13 protein-coding genes are annotated in these 15,913 nt (G+C 72.0%); 11 read left to right on the plus strand and 2 right to left on the minus strand.

What is annotated here, in order from left to right:
• The first annotated feature begins 157 nt into the window (after positions 1 to 157).
• Positions 158 to 772: a PadR family transcriptional regulator gene (locus tag AC1DS4_RS11545; protein ID WP_477614199.1), complete on the plus strand. Its 615-nt coding sequence runs from the start codon at positions 158 to 160 to the stop codon at positions 770 to 772.
• Positions 773 to 785: 13 nt separating this feature from the next.
• Complete coding sequence (locus tag AC1DS4_RS11550) at positions 786 to 1,877, plus strand: inositol-3-phosphate synthase (protein ID WP_477614200.1); 1,092 nt, start codon at positions 786 to 788, stop codon at positions 1,875 to 1,877.
• A 160-nt stretch (positions 1,878 to 2,037) separates the two neighbouring features.
• Here the strand turns inward: AC1DS4_RS11550 and AC1DS4_RS11555 are convergent, their stop codons facing one another.
• Positions 2,038 to 3,501: a CCA tRNA nucleotidyltransferase gene (locus tag AC1DS4_RS11555; RefSeq protein ID WP_477632969.1), complete on the minus strand. Its 1,464-nt coding sequence runs from the start codon at positions 3,499 to 3,501 to the stop codon at positions 2,038 to 2,040.
• Between the two features lie 110 nt (positions 3,502 to 3,611).
• On the opposite strand from AC1DS4_RS11555, the gene AC1DS4_RS11560 reads away from it, so the two are divergent.
• The 9 genes from AC1DS4_RS11560 (at position 3,612) to AC1DS4_RS11600 (ending at position 14,564) form a co-directional block, all read left to right on the plus strand.
• Positions 3,612 to 4,106 (plus strand): NUDIX hydrolase, encoded by a 495-nt coding sequence (locus AC1DS4_RS11560; RefSeq protein ID WP_477614201.1) that lies wholly within the window; start codon positions 3,612 to 3,614, stop codon positions 4,104 to 4,106.
• Entirely contained in the window at positions 4,106 to 6,148 is a 2,043-nt protein-coding gene (locus tag AC1DS4_RS11565; RefSeq protein ID WP_477632856.1) for a DUF6049 family protein, read from the plus strand. Before AC1DS4_RS11560 ends, AC1DS4_RS11565 begins: the two co-directional genes overlap by 1 nt.
• Complete coding sequence (gene murJ, locus AC1DS4_RS11570; RefSeq protein ID WP_477632857.1) at positions 6,145 to 7,788, plus strand: murein biosynthesis integral membrane protein MurJ; 1,644 nt, start codon at positions 6,145 to 6,147, stop codon at positions 7,786 to 7,788. The genes AC1DS4_RS11565 and murJ overlap by 4 nt, the downstream gene beginning before the upstream one ends.
• A 78-nt stretch (positions 7,789 to 7,866) precedes the next feature.
• Positions 7,867 to 10,014, plus strand: a complete 2,148-nt coding sequence (locus tag AC1DS4_RS11575) for a hypothetical protein (protein WP_477614204.1) — start codon at positions 7,867 to 7,869, stop codon at positions 10,012 to 10,014.
• Positions 10,015 to 10,042: 28 nt separating this feature from the next.
• Positions 10,043 to 10,591, plus strand: a complete 549-nt coding sequence (gene sigM, locus AC1DS4_RS11580; RefSeq protein WP_477624561.1) for an RNA polymerase sigma factor SigM — start codon at positions 10,043 to 10,045, stop codon at positions 10,589 to 10,591.
• 85 nt (positions 10,592 to 10,676) lie between these two features.
• Complete coding sequence (locus AC1DS4_RS11585; protein ID WP_477614206.1) at positions 10,677 to 11,453, plus strand: hypothetical protein; 777 nt, start codon at positions 10,677 to 10,679, stop codon at positions 11,451 to 11,453.
• Between the two features lie 91 nt (positions 11,454 to 11,544).
• Entirely contained in the window at positions 11,545 to 12,594 is a 1,050-nt protein-coding gene (gene trxB / locus AC1DS4_RS11590; protein ID WP_477614207.1) for a thioredoxin-disulfide reductase, read from the plus strand.
• Between the two features lie 123 nt (positions 12,595 to 12,717).
• The gene (trxA, locus tag AC1DS4_RS11595) at positions 12,718 to 13,044 is read left to right on the plus strand and encodes a thioredoxin (protein ID WP_477614208.1); all 327 of its coding nucleotides are present in this window, start codon (positions 12,718 to 12,720) and stop codon (positions 13,042 to 13,044) included.
• 308 nt (positions 13,045 to 13,352) lie between these two features.
• On the plus strand, positions 13,353 to 14,564 hold the full coding sequence (locus AC1DS4_RS11600; protein WP_477632858.1) for an N-acetylmuramoyl-L-alanine amidase: 1,212 nt from the start codon (positions 13,353 to 13,355) through the stop codon (positions 14,562 to 14,564).
• 119 nt (positions 14,565 to 14,683) lie between these two features.
• On the opposite strand, the gene AC1DS4_RS11605 is transcribed toward AC1DS4_RS11600, so the two are convergent.
• Positions 14,684 to 15,904, minus strand: a complete 1,221-nt coding sequence (locus tag AC1DS4_RS11605) for a ParB/RepB/Spo0J family partition protein (RefSeq protein WP_477614210.1) — start codon at positions 15,902 to 15,904, stop codon at positions 14,684 to 14,686.
• Between the last annotated feature and the right edge of the window lie 9 nt (positions 15,905 to 15,913).

Consider the following 15,913-nt stretch of genomic DNA (forward strand, 5'->3'; position numbering starts at 1 on the left):
GGTGTCCCCGGTATGCCGGCTGGCCGGCTGTTCGGGCTGGGTTCACCAGATATATCGGCTCGATATATCTGGTGTACGCTTACCCAGTCGTCGAAGCCACGAGGACACCCACGGGCGAGTTCCGTCCGCCGATCGCGAAGGGAGGTGCTGACCAGTCATGAGCCGTCGTTCCGAGCTCCTCGAGTTCGCCGTTCTCGGCCTCCTGCACGAGAGCCCCATGCACGGCTACGAGCTGCGCAAGCGCCTCAACGCGGCGCTCGGCGTCTTCCGCGCCCTGTCCTACGGCACGCTCTACCCCTGCCTGCGCGGGCTGCTCGACCAGGGCCTCATCGCCGAGGCGGTTGGCACTCAGCACGCGGCCACCTCCGGGTCCAGGCGCGCCCGCATCGTGTACGAGCTCACCGCGGACGGAAAGGAGCACTTCCAGGAGCTGGTCAAGGAAGCCGGGCCGACCGCGTGGGAGGACGACACCTTCGACGTCCACCTGGCCTTCTTCGCCCGCACCGAGGCCGAGGTCCGGCTGCGCATCCTCGAGGGGCGCCGCAGCCGGCTGGAGGAGCGGCTGGACAACATCCGCACCAGTGCGGCCAAGAACCGCGAGCGCTTCGACACCTACACGACCGCTCTCGAGCGGCACGGCCTGGACTCCGCCGAGCGCGAGGTCCGCTGGCTCAACGAGCTGATCACCGCCGAGCGCAACGTCCCCGCTTCGGTCACCACCAAGAGCACCACCAGCAGAACCCCGAAATCCACCACCCCCAAAACCCTCTAGAAGGAGTATTCCCATGGGATCCGTTCGCGTCGCCATCGTTGGCGTAGGCAACTGCGCCAGCTCGCTGGTGCAGGGTGTCGAGTACTACAAGGACGCCGACCCGGCTGGCAACGTCCCCGGGCTCATGCACGTCACCTTCGGTGACTACCACGTCAAGGACGTCGAGTTCGTCGCCGCCTTCGACGTGGACGCCAAGAAGGTCGGCTTCGACCTCTCCGAGGCCATCGGCAACTCCGAGAACAACACCATCCGCATCGCCGACGTGCCGCCCACCGGCGTCACCGTGCAGCGCGGTCACACCTACGACGGAATCGGCAAGTACTACGCCCAGACCATCGAGCAGTCCGACGCCGAGCCGGTGGACATCGTCCAGGTCCTCAAGGACACCAAGGCCGACGTGCTCGTCTCCTACCTCCCGGTGGGCTCCGAGGTCGCCGACAAGTTCTACGCACAGTGCGCGATCGACGCGGGCGTGGCCTTCGTCAACGCGCTGCCGGTCTTCATCGCCTCCGACCCCGAGTGGGCCGCGAAGTTCGAGGCCGCCGGCGTGCCGGTGATCGGCGACGACATCAAGAGCCAGGTCGGCGCCACCATCACCCACCGCGTGATGGCCAAGCTGTTCGAGGACCGCGGCGTGACGCTGGACCGCACCTACCAGCTCAACGTCGGCGGCAACATGGACTTCAAGAACATGCTGGAGCGCGAGCGCCTCGAGTCCAAGAAGGTCTCCAAGACCCAGGCCGTGACGTCCAACCTGACCGGTGCCCTCGCGGGGCTGACCGACAGCCGCAACGTCCACATCGGGCCGTCCGACTACGTCGCGTGGCTCGACGACCGCAAGTGGGCCTACGTGCGCCTCGAGGGTCGCGCCTTCGGTGACGTGCCGCTCAACCTCGAGTACAAGCTCGAGGTCTGGGACTCCCCCAACTCGGCCGGCATCATCATCGACGCCATCCGTGCGGCCAAGATCGCCAAGGATCGTGGCATCGGCGGCGCGCTCATCAGCGCCTCGTCCTACCTCATGAAGTCCCCGCCCGTGCAGCGCGAGGACACCGAGGGCCGCACCAAGCTCGAGGCCTTCATCGCCGGCACCGAGGAGCGCTGACCCAGCGCCCCAGCCACACGGCATACCGAAAGGGGCACCTTCCGCATCACGCGGGAGGTGCCCCTTTCGCGTCCCGACTCGGACTTGTTGCGCGCAGGTCGTCACCGAACCCCCGAAACCGGGCCCCGGTGACCACCGGGACGCAACACGTCGGGGGGGGTCAGCTCGACGGGGGCTGGCTCGAGTCGGCCCGGCTCGACTCCGGCTGCTGCGCCCACCAGTCGCGCAGCTCCTGCTCGGCGGCCTCGCGGCCGATCATGCCCCGGTCGAGGCGCACCTCGAGCAGGTGGGCGTAGGCCCGGCCGAGCACGGGGCCGGGACGGATGCCGAGCACCTCCGCGATCTCGTTGCCGTCGAGCTCGGGCCGCACCTTGGCCAGCTCCTCGGCCTCCATCAGCGCCTCGATCCGGAGCTCGAGGGCGTCGTAGGTCTGCGAGAGGCGTGCCGCCTTGCGGGCGTTGCGGGTGGTGGAGTCGGAGCGGGTCAGCCGGTGGAGGCGCTGGAGCAGCGGCCCGGCGTCCGTGACGTAGCGGCGCACGGCGGAGTCGGTCCAGGCGCCGTCGCCGTAGCCGTGGAACCGCAGGTGCAGCTCGACGAGGCGCGAGACCGCCTTCACGGTGTCCTTGTCGTAGCGCAGGGCCTTGAGCCGCTTGCCGGTGAGCTTGGCGCCGACCACCTCGTGGTGGTGGAACGAGACGCCGCCGCCGGCCTCGAACCTCCGGGTCGCCGGCTTGCCGATGTCGTGCAGCAGCGCCGCGAGCCGCAGCACCAGGTCGGGCCCGGGCACCGACGACTCGGGGCCGTCCGGCGCCCCCTCGAGCGCGATCGCCTGGTCGAGGACGGTCAGCGAGTGCTCGTAGACGTCCTTGTGGCGGTGGTGTTCGTCGATCTCGAGCTTGAGCGCCGGGAGCTCCGGCAGCACGTGGTCGGCCAGCCCGGAGTCGACGAGCAGTCGCAGTCCCGCACGGGGTGCCGGAGCCAGCACCAGCTTGGTCAGCTCGTCGCGGACCCGCTCGGCCGACACGATCCCGATCGATCCCGCCATGGCCGTCATGGCCTCGCTCACCTCGGGGGCGACGTCGACGCCGAGCTGCGCCGCGAACCGGCACGCCCGCATCATCCGCAGGGGGTCGTCGCCGAACGACACCTCCGGTGGCCCCGGCGTGCGCAGGCGCCGCGCCGCGAGGTCGGCCAACCCGGCATACGGGTCGACGAACTCCATCGAGGGGAGCCGCATCGCCATCGCGTTGACGGTGAAGTCGCGCCGCACGAGGTCGTCCTCGAGGTTGTCTCCGAAGGCGACGACGGGCTTGCGGGTCTGGCCGTCGTAGGCGTCGGCCCGGTAGCTCGTCACCTCGACCGTGTGCTCGCCGCGACGCGCGCCGATCGTGCCGAACTCGCGTCCGATGTCCCAGTGGGCGTCGGCCCAGGGCTTGAGGATCGCCAGCGTCTGGTCGGGCGTCGCGCTGGTCGTGAAGTCCAGGTCCGGCGAGAGGCGGCCGAGGAACGCATCGCGCACCGGGCCCCCGACCAGGGCCAGCTCGTGACCCTGCGCCACGAACAGGTCGCCGAGCTCGGTCAGCAGCGGCACCACCGGCGCGAGGTGGGCAGCGGCCCGCCGCATCAGCTCGGGCAGGAGCACTGCCCGGGTCTGGGAGGGAGGGCCGGTCTGCGGCTCGCGGGGATCGGCGGTGGACACGGAGGTCAAGGGTAGGCGCTCGTTAGAGTGGCACGGTGACCTCCCCCGCTCGCGACCCCGAGAGGCTGGTGCCCCAGCGGCCCCGGCTGCCCGCGGTCGAGGAGCGGTCGGCGGGCGGGATCGTCGTCGACGTGCACGAGGGCGTCGCCCGGATCGCCGTGATCGCGCGTCGCAACCGGGCCGGCCGCATCGAGTGGTGCCTGCCCAAGGGGCACCTCGAGAACGACGAGACGCTCCAGCAGGCCGCCGCCCGTGAGGTCGAGGAGGAGACCGGCATCGAGGGCCGCGTCCTCACCGAGCTCGGCACCATCGACTACTGGTTCGCCACCGACCAGCGCCGGGTGCACAAGTTCGTCCACCACTACCTGCTCGAAGCCACCGGCGGTCACCTCACCATCGAGAACGACCCCGACCACGAGGCGATCGACGTCGCCTGGCTGCCCCTGCGCGAGGCGCACGAGCACCTCACCTTCCCCAACGAGCGACGCATCGCGAGGCAGGCCTGGGCGCGTCTGGCCGGAGACGGGTGATGCACCGCGCATCCGTATGCCGCGTGCTCGCCGCGGCCGCGCTCGCGCTGCCCACGTGGGCGGCCGGGTCCGGGTCCGCGTCGGCAGCGGGCGTCGACCTCGCCCTGTCCGCCGTGACCCCAGCCGTCGTGATGGGCGGCCAGGACCTCGTCGTCACCGGCACGGTGCACAACGACGGCACCGGCCCGCTGAACCGGCCCACCGTGTCCGTGGTCATGCCCACCGCCGACGCGGCCCTGAAGTCGACCCGCGAGGCCGTCCAGGCCTGGGCGACGGCGACCGGCCCGGCCGAGGGAACCGTCATCGCCCAGACCCGGCTCGCCGGTGCCGTGCCGGCGGGCGGGACGGCGTCGTTCTCGCTCACGGTTCCCCGCCTCGCCTCGCTGGGGGGCGCGGCGTACGGCGCCATCCCGCTCAGCATCCAGACCGGCACGTCCAGCGTGCGGACCTTCGCCGGCTACCAGCGGACCAAGCAGTACGAGCCGATCTCCATCAGCTGGGCCGTGCCGCTCACCCTCGACCCCGACCCCAACCTGTTCGGTGGCCGGGGAGCGAGCCGCGAGACCGCCTGGGGCGAGGCGCTCGCCGAGGGATCGCGGGTCAACCGGGTCCTTGACGCGACCCAGGACGCGCCGGTGACCTGGGCCATCGACCCCACCCTCCTGCCCGGCCTGCTGCCGACCGGCGTCGACCTCGGTGGTGAATCCACCCAGGGTGACCAGGAGACGGCGATGCGCGCCGCGACCCAGGCCCGCATCACCGACGCGGCCGCGCGGCATACCCCGTGGGTGCTGCCGGACACCGACGCCGACCTCGCAGCGGTCGCCGGGGCCAGCACGGGCCAGTCCCTGATGCGCACCCTGGTGGGGCGCTCGCAGGCGGTGGCCGAGAAGCTGGGCGGCCGCGCGGACGTGGCCTGGCCGGCCGACGGCGGTTACACCACGAGCCGCGAGACGGCCCTGCGCCGGCTCTTCCGCGTGCCGGCCCTCGCCGGGCAGGTCACCTCGGCCGCGGTGCTCAGCACGCCGGGGTCCGCCGCGACCCCGGGTTCGGCGCAACGCAGCACCACCGGGCTGCCCCTGCTGGCCTACGACGACGCCTTGAGCGCGCTCCTGCGGCGGACCACCTCGGCGGCGGAAGGCGTGCTGAGCACCCAGCAGTTCGTCGCGGACTCGGTCGCGCTGCTCAACGAGCTCCCCGGCACACAGGGGCGCTCGGTCCTCGTGGCGGCGCCCCGTTCGTTCAACCCCGACCCGACCGCCGCCAGGGCCTTCCTCTCCGCCACCGCCAGCATCCCGTGGCTCACCCCGACGACGACCGGCGACGTGCTGGCCAGGGCCAGGCGCGCCGTGGGCACTCCAGCCGCCCCGGTCACCCGGCCCACGGTCGCGCCCAGCGGCGGCCGGGCAGTCCTCACCAGTGCCCGGATCAGCCAGCTGGAGCAGACCGTCCGCACGGTGCGCGGTGTCGCCCAGATCCGCGACGACGGCGACGAGTTCCTGCGCACCTGGACCCGGGCGGCCGAACAGCTCGCCTCCACCCGCTGGCGAGCCGCCCCGACCGCGTGGGACACCCTGAGCGGCCGGGTCACCCAGGCCGCCAGGCAGACGACCACGTCGGTCAAGGTGTCGGCCAGCACGATCAACTTCCTCGCCGACTCCGGTCGGCTGCAGATCACCGTCACGAACGACCTGGCCGTGCCCGTCGAGAACGTCAAGCTCACGGTGGAGGCCTCCAACCCGCGCCTGCGGATCGACAGCCAGCCCGCCGTCCTGCGGATCGGCCCCAAGAGCAGGGCCACCGTGTTCGTGGGCGTCACGGCGCTCGCCGCGGGCTCTGTGCCGCTGCGGACCACCCTGACGACGCCGGACGGCACCGTCATCGGACAGGGCGCCGACGTGCAGGTCCGCGTCACGCCCACGGGCAACTGGGTCTACTGGGGGCTCGCCGCGGTGGGCGGGCTCATCCTGCTGCTGGGTATCGTGCGCACCGTCCGACGTCGCCCCGGCGCCCGGCTCCCCCGAGAGGCCATCCCCGAATGAGCGACGCCACCACCGGCAACGAGCGCAGCCTTGCCCGGTCGAGCGCCGTCATGGCCGCCGGCACGGTCGTCTCGCGGCTGCTCGGGTTCGCGCGGGCCTCGATGCTCGCGGCCACCGTGGGCATCGCCCTGGCGGCCGACACGTTCCAGGTCGCCAACACCCTGCCCAACCAGTTCTACCTGCTGCTCGCCGGTGGTGTCCTCAACGCCGTCCTGGTGCCCCAGATCACCAAGGCCGCGAGCCACGACGACGGCGGTCACGAGTTCGTCAACCGGCTGCTCACCCTCTCGATCGCCCTGCTGCTGGGCGCCACCATCGTCGTCACGGCGGCCGCGCCACTGCTCGTCCGGCTGTTCTCCAACCGGTGGGACGCCACGACCCTGGGGCTGGCCACCGCGTTCGCCTTCATCTGCCTTCCACAGGTCTTCTTCTACGGCCTCTACACCCTGTTCGGCCAGGTGCTCAACGCGCGAGGTCAGTTCGCGGCATACATGTGGGCGCCGGCCCTGGCCAACGTGGTCGCGATCGGCGGGCTGCTCTGGTTCGGCGCGGCCTACGGCAAGGACATCAAGGTCGAGAACTGGTCCGGCACCATGATCTGGCTGCTGGCGGGCACCGCGACCCTCGGCGTCGCAGCCCAGGCACTCGCGCTGTGGCTCCCGCTGCACCGCAGCGGCTTCCGGTATCGACCCGTGTGGGGCTTCCGCGGCGTGGGGCTGCGGTCCGCCTCCAAGGTCGCGCTGTGGACGTTTGCGGCGGTGGCCGTCAGCCAGCTCGGGTTCATCGTCACGTCGAAGGTCATGACCCGGGCGGGCGACCTGCTCGACGAGCGCGGTCAGGTCGGCGCGGGCGTCACTGCCTACGGGCTCGCCTTCCTGCTGTTCATGCTCCCCCACTCCCTGATCACGGTCTCCCTCGTCACCGCCCTGTTCACCCGGCTCTCCCAGGCCGCGCACCGGGACGACACGGTGGAGGTGGTCGCCGACCTCGGTCGGGGCATCCGGATGCCCGCGGTGCTCCTGGTCCCCGGCACCTTCCTCGCCCTGGTGCTGGGCGCCCAGGCCGTGCGGGTCGCCTTCCCCGGCAACGACCACGCCGAGAGCCTGGCGATCGCGCACGTGATGATGGCGATGATGCTGGGACTGGTGCCGTTCGGCTGGCTCTACCTCGTGCAACGCGTGTTCTACGCCTACGAGGACGCCAGGACACCGTTCCTGCTGCAGGTGGTGGTGACCGTCGTCGCCACCGCGGTGAACATCACGGCCCTCACCGTGGACCCGGGACGCGCCGGCATCGTCGTCGGCATCGGACAGACGCTGAGCAACCTCGCCGCGGCCCTCCTGGGGTTCATGCTGCTGCGTCGGCGGCTGGGCCTGCTGCGGCTCGGATCGAGCATCCGCACCTACGTCAGGCTCGCGCTGGCCGGGCTGCTGGCCGCCGCGGCCACGGCCTTCATGCTCGTCGGTCTCGAGGGTTTCGGCATCGACGGCGAGCGCTGGTCGGGCGCCCTCGTCGAGATGGTGCTGGGTGGGGTGCTGTTCCTCGTCCTGTGCTTCGGGACCGCCCACCTCCTGCGCGTGGAGGAGGTCGGCCAGCTGTTCGAGCCCGTGTTGCGCCGCCTCCGGCGCCGCCCCTCCTGATCGGGCACGCCCTAGGATGAGCCCGCACCGTGCTGGTGCAATAGGGGCGACGCGTCCATCGACACCGTAGGAGGCAGCGTGCACGGGGTAGGCCCATCGACGGTGCTGGGCGGCCGCTATGCCGTGCAGCGTCGGCTCGAGCAGCTGCCGAGGGCCGAACGCTGGTCGGCCCACGACACGACGCTGGAGCGCGACGTCGTCATCGTGTGCTTCTCCGAGGACGAGTCCCACGCCGATGCCACCCTCGACGCCGCGCGTCGCGTCGCCGGACTCGACAACCACCGCCTCGTGCGCGTGCTCGACGTGGGCCGGTCCGAGGGGATCGCGTTCTTCGTCGAGGAAGCCATCCACGACGCCCACTCGCTCGCCCAGATCCTCGAACAGGGCGGACTGCCCGCCGAGGAGGTCCGCCGCGTCGTCGGCGAGACCGCCACCGGCCTCGAGGCCGCGCGCGGCCGGGGCCTGCACCACCTGCGCCTCACCCCGCACTCGGTCCTGCGCTCCCACGACGGCACCATCAAGGTCCGCGGGGTGGCCACCCTCGCCGCGATGGCCGACGAGGACGACCTCGACGCCACGCAGGCGGCTCGGCTGGACGCCGTGGGCGTCGTGGCCCTCACGTATGCCGCGTTGACCAGCCGGTGGCCACTGCCCGGTTCGGTCCCCGGCCTGGAGTCCGCGCCGCACGTCGTCGGCGGTGTCCCCGCGCCGTCCGAGATCGCGGCGGGTGTCCCCGGGGACCTCGACGCCCTGTGCCGCCTCACCCTCAACGAGGACCAGGGGCCGCTCACCCCCGGTGACTTCGCCTCCCAGATCGCGCCGTGGGCCATGGCGCAGGTCAGCGGTCTCGGCGGCACGACCCCGGTGGACGACGGCACGACCCGGACCATTCCGCTGGCCATGGAGCAACTGCGCTCCGAGCTCGCCACGGTGCCCATCCCGCCAGCAACCCCGGGATCCGCGTCCTCCCCCGCCTCGGAGAGCACCGTCGCCCTGCCGACCGGCCAGGACGCACCGGTCGACGCACCTGTCGACGGACCGTCCGTTGCCGCGGACGAGTGGGACGCGGCAGACGAGCAGGATGCGGCGTCTCAGCACCACGCGACCGGTGCGGACGTCGACACAGCGCTGCTCCCGGCCGCGGGTGGCCCTCGTCCCGCAGGTGGCGGCAGCCCGACGAGCAGTCCGGCGAGCCGCCCGACCCAGACGCGGTTCGACCCGGTCCTCCCCGGCCCGCCCTCCGAGCTGTCCGAGCCGGCCGCAGGGCCATCCACCCAGCCATCCACAGAGCCCGGTGAGCCGGGCGCCGGCGCGGCGGCAGCCGCCCAGGCCGCTGCGGCAGCGAGTGCGGTCGGGTCCGCGATCGGCACGGCAGGTCAGGCAGCCGGTCAGGCAGCGGGGGCCGCTGCCCACCGCGTGGGAAGCTTCGCCCGCGCGGCGGCGGACAAGGCCGCCGAGCGGCGGGCGCAGCGCCAGGCGGCCGAGGAGCGGGCGGAGCAACGCCGGATCTCCCTCGACCAGGCCCTCGTCGAGGGCCAGGAGCCACTGGACCCTCCGCTCCCCATGCTCCACGCCGACACCGGCGAGGCACCCACGCGCGACCAGTCCAAGCTCGTGCTGGCCGTCGTGGCGGCGTTCCTCATCCTGGCCATCGTGGTCGGGTTCTACGGAGCCTCGAAGATCGGTTCCAACACCGACCTCGGGCTCGGCGACCCCCCCACGCCGAGGAGCACCGTCAAGGTGACCGCCCCAGCGGTGACCGTCACGCCGACCCAGCCCGAGGAGTCCGGGACCCAGTCCTTCGCCGTCCTCAGCGCCACCGGGTTCGACCCGGCCGGCGACGGTGCGGAGCGCAACGGCGAGGCGGCCCGCGTCTTCGACGGCAAGGACAACACCTTCTGGAGCTCGGAGGGCTACGCGTCGGCCAACCTCGGTGGCCTCAAGAAGGGCGTCGGCGTGCGGCTGGACCTCGGCCAGAACCGCGACGTGACCACCGTCAAGCTGGTCCTGCCCAACGCCTCCGACGTGACGGTCTACGTCGGCGACGACCGAGAGAGCCTCGACAGCGCCAAGGAGGTCGGCTCCTCGAAGGGCAAGTCCGGCGACGTCACCCTGACCGCCCCTGCAGCGGTCAAGGGCCAGTTCGTCTTCGTCTGGTTCACCAGCGTGACCCAGGTCAGCGACGGGCGTTTCCGCGCCACGCTGGCCGAGGTCACGGTCAGCTGACCGGGAAGGTCGGCAGGGCGGCATACCCATGAGCACCCTCCCGCTGCGCGAGCGCGACGACCGCGACCTGCTCCGCGCCCACATCGCCGGCGACCCGGACGCCTTCGGGGAGCTGTTCCGTCGTCACCGCGACCGGATGTGGGCTGTCGCGCTGCGGACCACGCGCAACCGCGAGCTGGCCTCGGACTGCGTGCAGGACGCCTTCATCTCGGCGTTCCGGCGAGCCGAGTCCTACCGAGGCGACGCGGCCGTGACCACGTGGCTCCACCGCATCGTCGTCAACGCGTGCCTGGACCGGTTGCGGCGCGACAAGCCGACCAGTCCGCTGCCCGAGTACGAGCTCTCCGACAAGCGCGACGCGCAGGCCTCGGTCGACACCAGGCTCGACGTGCGGGAGGCCCTCGACCGACTGCCCGAGGGCCAGCGGATGGCGCTCATCCTCGTCGACATGCACGGCCTCTCGGTGGCGGAGGCCGCCGCCGTCCTCGAGGTCGCGGAGGGCACCGTGAAGTCGCGCTGCAGTCGGGGCCGTGAGGCCATGGCCGAGCTGCTCAGGGAACCATCGGGGCAGCCGTGACGTCGTACACATGTCGCCCCTGCCGTGTGTCCACCGGCATCCGTGCGTCCCGAATGCTGGTCCCCGACGTCTGGAGGTTCTCGTGGTGAGCACCCCACCCGTGCCCCCCGCGGACAAGGGGGGCCCCGAGCACGACCCCACCGGCATCCGCGAGCTGCTGTCGGCGCTGCCGGACCCCGGCCCCATGCCGGCGGACCTCGTCTCCCGGATCAACGCCTCCATCGCCGCCGAGCAGTCGGCCCGCGAGGGCGGCGCCACGGTCGTGCCCCTGCGGCCGCGCCGCTGGGGCTGGCAGCACGTGGGGGTCGCCGCCGCGGCAGCCGCCATCCTCGGCTTCGGCCTCCCCGCCCTGCTCACCGGCACCGGCCCCGGCGACGTGATGGCCTCCCTCAGCGGCGGCTCCGCCGCAGACAGCGGCAGCGGGGCGGCGGCCAGTAGCGAGAGCGGGTCGGACACGAACTCGGGGTCGGGCGTCGCGCCGCGCACCCAGTCGTCCTCGGGCCCGGACCTGCGGGTCAGGGGGCCCTTGGGCCAGGTGTCGCTGGCGGCCAGCGGCACGACATACACCGCGGCAGCGCTGGCGACGCAGGCTGCTGCCGTCGACTACACCGCCCGCGACAGCGCAGCAGCACCCAAGGCCAGCCGCGGTCCCGCCGACAGCGAGACCGGCCTGCGCGCCTGCCTCACCGCGATCGGCGTGCAGGCCTGGATGCCGGTCGCGGCTGACGTCGCGACTCTCGACGGCGCACCAGCGGTGGTCGCCGTGGTCAGCAACGACACCGGACGGACCGTGTATGCCGTGTCCCCGGCCTGCGACGCCGCGCACCCCCTCGTGCTGGCCGGCCCGCTCGCGGTCCCCTGAGCCTGCAGGGGCCGCCTCACGGCGCGTCGTGGCGCACCGCAGCGGTGGGGAACATCGAGGGCCTACGATCGGTTGCAGACACAGGCACCGTATGTTGCGGTGCACCGCCTTCTCGACCACAAGGGGCTGTAACCGCGTGAGCACCACCGCACCTGCCGACATCCGCAGTCTGATCATCATCGGCTCCGGTCCAGCGGGCTACACCGCCGCCGTCTACGCGGCGCGGGCCAACCTCCAGCCCCTGCTGTTCGAGGGCGCCGTGACCGCTGGTGGCGCGCTGATGAACACCACCGACGTCGAGAACTTCCCCGGCTTCCGCGACGGCATCATGGGCCCGGACCTGATGGAGAACATGCGGGCCCAGGCCGAGCGGTTCGGCGCCGAGATCATCACCGACGACGTCGAGTCGGTCGACCTCGAGGGCGAGGTCAAGACGGTCGTCGACGCCGAGGGCAACACCTACCGTGCGCACGCCGTGATCCTGGCGATGGGGTCGGCCTACCGTGAGCTCGGGCTGCCCGACGAGAAGCGACTCTCCGGCCACGGGGTCTCGTGGTGTGCGACGTGTGACGGCTTCTTCTTCCGCGACCAGGACATCGCCGTGGTCGGCGGTGGCGACTCGGCCGTCGAGGAGGCGACCTTCCTCACCAAGTTCGCCCGTTCGGTGACGATCGTGCACCGTCGCGACGAGCTGCGCGCCTCCAAGATCATGGCCGAGCGCGCCCTGTCCAACGACAAGATCAGGTTCGCCTGGAACTCCGCCGTCGAGGCGATCCACGGTGATGCCAAGCTGACCGGGATCACGCTGCGCGACACCGTGACCGGCGAGACCCGTGAGCTGCCCGTCACCGGCCTGTTCGTCGCGATCGGGCACGACCCGCGCAACGAGCTGGTCAAGGGCGTCGTCGAGCTCGACGACGAGGGCTACGTCCTGGTCCAGGGCCGCACGACGCTCACCAACCTGCCCGGTGTCTTCGCCTCCGGCGACCTCGTCGACCACACCTACCGCCAGGCCATCACCGCGGCCGGTTCCGGGTGCGCCGCGGCCCTCGACGCCGAGCGCTACCTCGCCGACCGCGAGCACGCGGGCGCACCCGCGGGCGACACCGCCCTCACCGACGAGCCCGCCCTCACCCACTGACCACCCGGTCTGCCTGTCAGACCCCGCTGGGATCCTGACGGACAGACCGAGCCCCACGCCACAACCGGCACACCTCACCACCCATCCAGCCCCAACCGCAGCACCACCGAAAGGAGCCCCCGAGTGGGAGCCATCAAGGACACCACGGACGCCACCTTCGAGGTCGACGTCCTCCAGAACGACAAGCCCGTCCTGGTGGACTTCTGGGCGCCCTGGTGCGGCCCGTGCCGCGCCGTCGCCCCGGTCCTCGAGGAGCTGGCGATCGCGCACGCCGACAAGATCGACATCGTCAAGCTCAACACCGACGAGAACCTCGCGGTGAGCAGCCGCTACGGCATCACTGGCATCCCGACGCTCAACGTCTACGTCGGCGGCGAGGTCGTCAAGACCCTCGTGGGTGCGATGCCCAAGCCCAAGCTGGTGCGCGAGCTCGCCGACTACCTCGGCTGAGCACCGCAGTGACCGTGTGCCGGCCGCGCCCGATGGTGGGTGCGGCCGGCATCGTCGTCCCCTGGCTTCGGGCCAGGGCGTGAGGACCACGGACGAACCAGGCGACCGGACGAGGCCTTCGGACCAGGCTTTCGGACCAGGGCTCGTCCGGTTGGTCCGCAGCCCGGTTCTGACTTAGGCTCGGGCGTCAGCCACCATGCCCCGCAACCCGGGCGCACCACCGCTGACCTGCACAAATACCCCAACAGCCAGCCACCCGCACACCGGCCAAGAACCTGGCTGGGTGCGCGATCACCCGAGGAGGTCGAGTGTCCGACAGCAAGAGCGGCCTGCTCGGCCTCGGCAGCCACGGACCCGCCGTCGTGGACGTGCGAGCCAGGCTGGCAGCGCTGCCACTCGACCAGCTGCCCGAACCGCCACACCTCGGCGGCCCGGACGCCGAGGGCGCTGGGGAGGGGGACCAGACCCCGTTCGACCCTGCCCTGTTCGACGCTTCCCTCGAGCGTGCGGTGCGGGCCTTCCAGCAGCACAAGGGGCTGATCGTCGACGGGGTGGTCGGGGTCGAGACGTTCACGGCCATCGACGGTGCCCGCTGGGCCCTCGGCGACCGGATCCTCATGCACACGCCGGGTCACCTGCTGCGCGGGGAGGACGTCGTCACCCTGCAGGAGCGGCTCAACACCCTCGGCTTCGCCGCCGGCCGCGTCGACGGCCGGTTCGGGCCCGAGACGGAGCGTGCGGTGCGCAGCTTCCAGCGCGCCTACGGCCTCTCCGGTGACGGATCGGTCGGTCCCGACACGCTGCGTGCCTTCAAGGACCTGCGTCGCTCGGTGTCGGGGGGCTCGGCCAACGTGCTGCGCGAGCAGGAGCTGGTCCGCCGCTCCGGGCACAGCCTGAGTGGCCGCACCGTCGTGCTCGACCCGGGCCACGGTGGCAGCAACTCCGGCGCCGTGGCCCACGGGCTGGTCGAGGCCGAGCTGGTCATGGACCTCGCGCGCCGGATCGAGGGTCGGCTGACCGCCATCGGCGTCTCGGTCGTCTACACCCGCACCGAGCACACCTGCCCGACCGAGGACGAGCGGGCCGCCCTGGCCAACGATGCCGGCGCCGACCTCGTGCTCTCATTGCACTGCGACTCCCACGACGCCGCCGAGGCCAGCGGGGTCGCCACCTTCTTCTTCGGCCGCGACCGCAAGACGTCGTGGTCGGCCGTCGGGGAGCACCTCGCCGACCTGGTGCTGCGCGAGGTCGTGGCGCGCACCGGTCTCGAGAACTGCCGCTCGCACGGCCGCTCCTGGGCCCTGCTGCAGCAGACCCGGATGCCTGCCGTGCGCATCGAGGCCGGCTACCTGTCCCACCCCAGCGACGCCGCACGCCTGGCCGACCCGGCGTTCCGCGACACGATCGCCGAGGCCGTGCTGGTCAGCCTGCAGCGGCTCTACCTGGGAGATGACGACACCGCCACGACGGGCGTCCTGAGACTCGGCGACCTGCGCGCCTACCTCGCCTCACACAGCTGACAACGACCACGAATCGGCTACTCCCCCAAGGGAATTCCCCGACCGCTGAGCAGCAGCCGACCTACTCCAAGCCCGCGGTCGCGGCGGTCGGTCGGTCTGCGGTCCTAGCCACTTCGGTCCTAGCTGCGGCGGTCGAGGCCGAGCATGTCGACGATCCGGTTGAGGTCCTCGACCGAGGCGAACTCGACCGTCAGCTTGCCCTTGCGCTGACCCAGGGCGATGTTGACCCGGGTGTCGAACCGGTCGGACAGCCGGGCCGCCAGGTCGTCGAGCTGGGGGTGCCGGTTGCCCGCGCGCGGGCGTCGCGGCTTGGCCACGTCGTCCGGCCCGCCGACGGCGACGATCTCCTCGACGTTGCGGACGCTCAGGCCCTCGGCCACGATCCGCTGCGCGACGCGCTCCATCGCGGCACCGTCGGGCAGCGACAGCAGGGCCCGCGCGTGGCCGGCCGACAGCACGCCCGCAGCCACGCGGCGGGCCACGAGCGGCGGCAGCTTCAGCAGCCGCAGCGTGTTGGAGATCTGGGGCCGGGAACGGCCGATCCGAGCGGCGAGCTCGTCGTGGGTGCAGCCGAAGTCCTCGAGCAGCTGCTGGTAGGCCGCCGCCTCCTCGAGAGCGTTCAGCTCGCTGCGGTGCAGGTTCTCCAGGAGGGCGTCCCGCAGGAGGTCGTCGTCCTCGGTCTCCTTGACGATCGCTGGCACGGTAGCCCGCCCAGCCTCCTGCGAGGCGCGCCAGCGGCGCTCACCCATGATGAGCTCGTAGCGCACGCCCTCGGGGGCGTTGTCGAGCTGGTCGGGCCCCTGACCTGCAGGAATGGGCCTGATGACGATCGGCTGAAGCACCCCGATCTCGGAGATGGAGTGCACCAGCTCGGCCATGTCGTCCTCGTCGAAGACCGACCGGGGCTGACGCGGGTTGGGGCGGATCTGCTCGACCGGGATCTCGCCGTAGGAGACTCCCGGGACCGGCGCCAGCCCGTGCGGGTTGTCCGTGTCTGCCGCCACCGCGCCATCTGCGTCGTCGGTGTCGCTCGCGTCACCCGAGCCTGACGCCTCACCGGTGCGGGCCTGCCCGTTGCCGGCAGCACGGTCATCGTCGGACACCCCGTCCGGACCGTGACCGGCGTCGCTGGTCGGCTCCATCGTCGTCGTGGTCGTCCCTGCCCCAGCCGAGGCCTCGCCGGCACCGTCGCGCCCGGACGGCGTCCCACCGGCATACGCCGTCGCGCCGGGACGCTGGTCAGGGAAAAAGACGTCCACGGGACGGCCGTTGGGGGAGGTCGGGGCGTTGGGGATCAGGGCACCCAGGCCCCTGCCGAGTGCGCGGCGCTTCTCGCTCATGGTGTCTTC

Source organism: Pedococcus sp. P3_C7 (assembly GCF_056402615.1).

Bases quoted from the DNA above. Each gene is read 5' to 3' on its own strand.
- AC1DS4_RS11545 (WP_477614199.1), top strand. From the start codon at position 158: ATGAGCCGTCGTTCCGAGCTCCTCGAGTTCGCCGTTCTCGGCCTCCTG.
- AC1DS4_RS11550 (WP_477614200.1), top strand. From the start codon at position 786: ATGGGATCCGTTCGCGTCGCCATCGTTGGCGTAGGCAACTGCGCCAGC.
- AC1DS4_RS11555 (WP_477632969.1), bottom strand. From the start codon at position 3,501: ATGCGGCGGGCCGCTGCCCACCTCGCGCCGGTGGTGCCGCTGCTGACC.
- AC1DS4_RS11565 (WP_477632856.1), top strand. From the start codon at position 4,106: ATGCACCGCGCATCCGTATGCCGCGTGCTCGCCGCGGCCGCGCTCGCG.
- murJ (WP_477632857.1), top strand. From the start codon at position 6,145: ATGAGCGACGCCACCACCGGCAACGAGCGCAGCCTTGCCCGGTCGAGC.
- sigM (WP_477624561.1), top strand. From the start codon at position 10,043: ATGAGCACCCTCCCGCTGCGCGAGCGCGACGACCGCGACCTGCTCCGC.
- trxB (WP_477614207.1), top strand. From the start codon at position 11,545: ATGTTGCGGTGCACCGCCTTCTCGACCACAAGGGGCTGTAACCGCGTG.
- AC1DS4_RS11605 (WP_477614210.1), bottom strand. From the start codon at position 15,904: ATGAGCGAGAAGCGCCGCGCACTCGGCAGGGGCCTGGGTGCCCTGATC.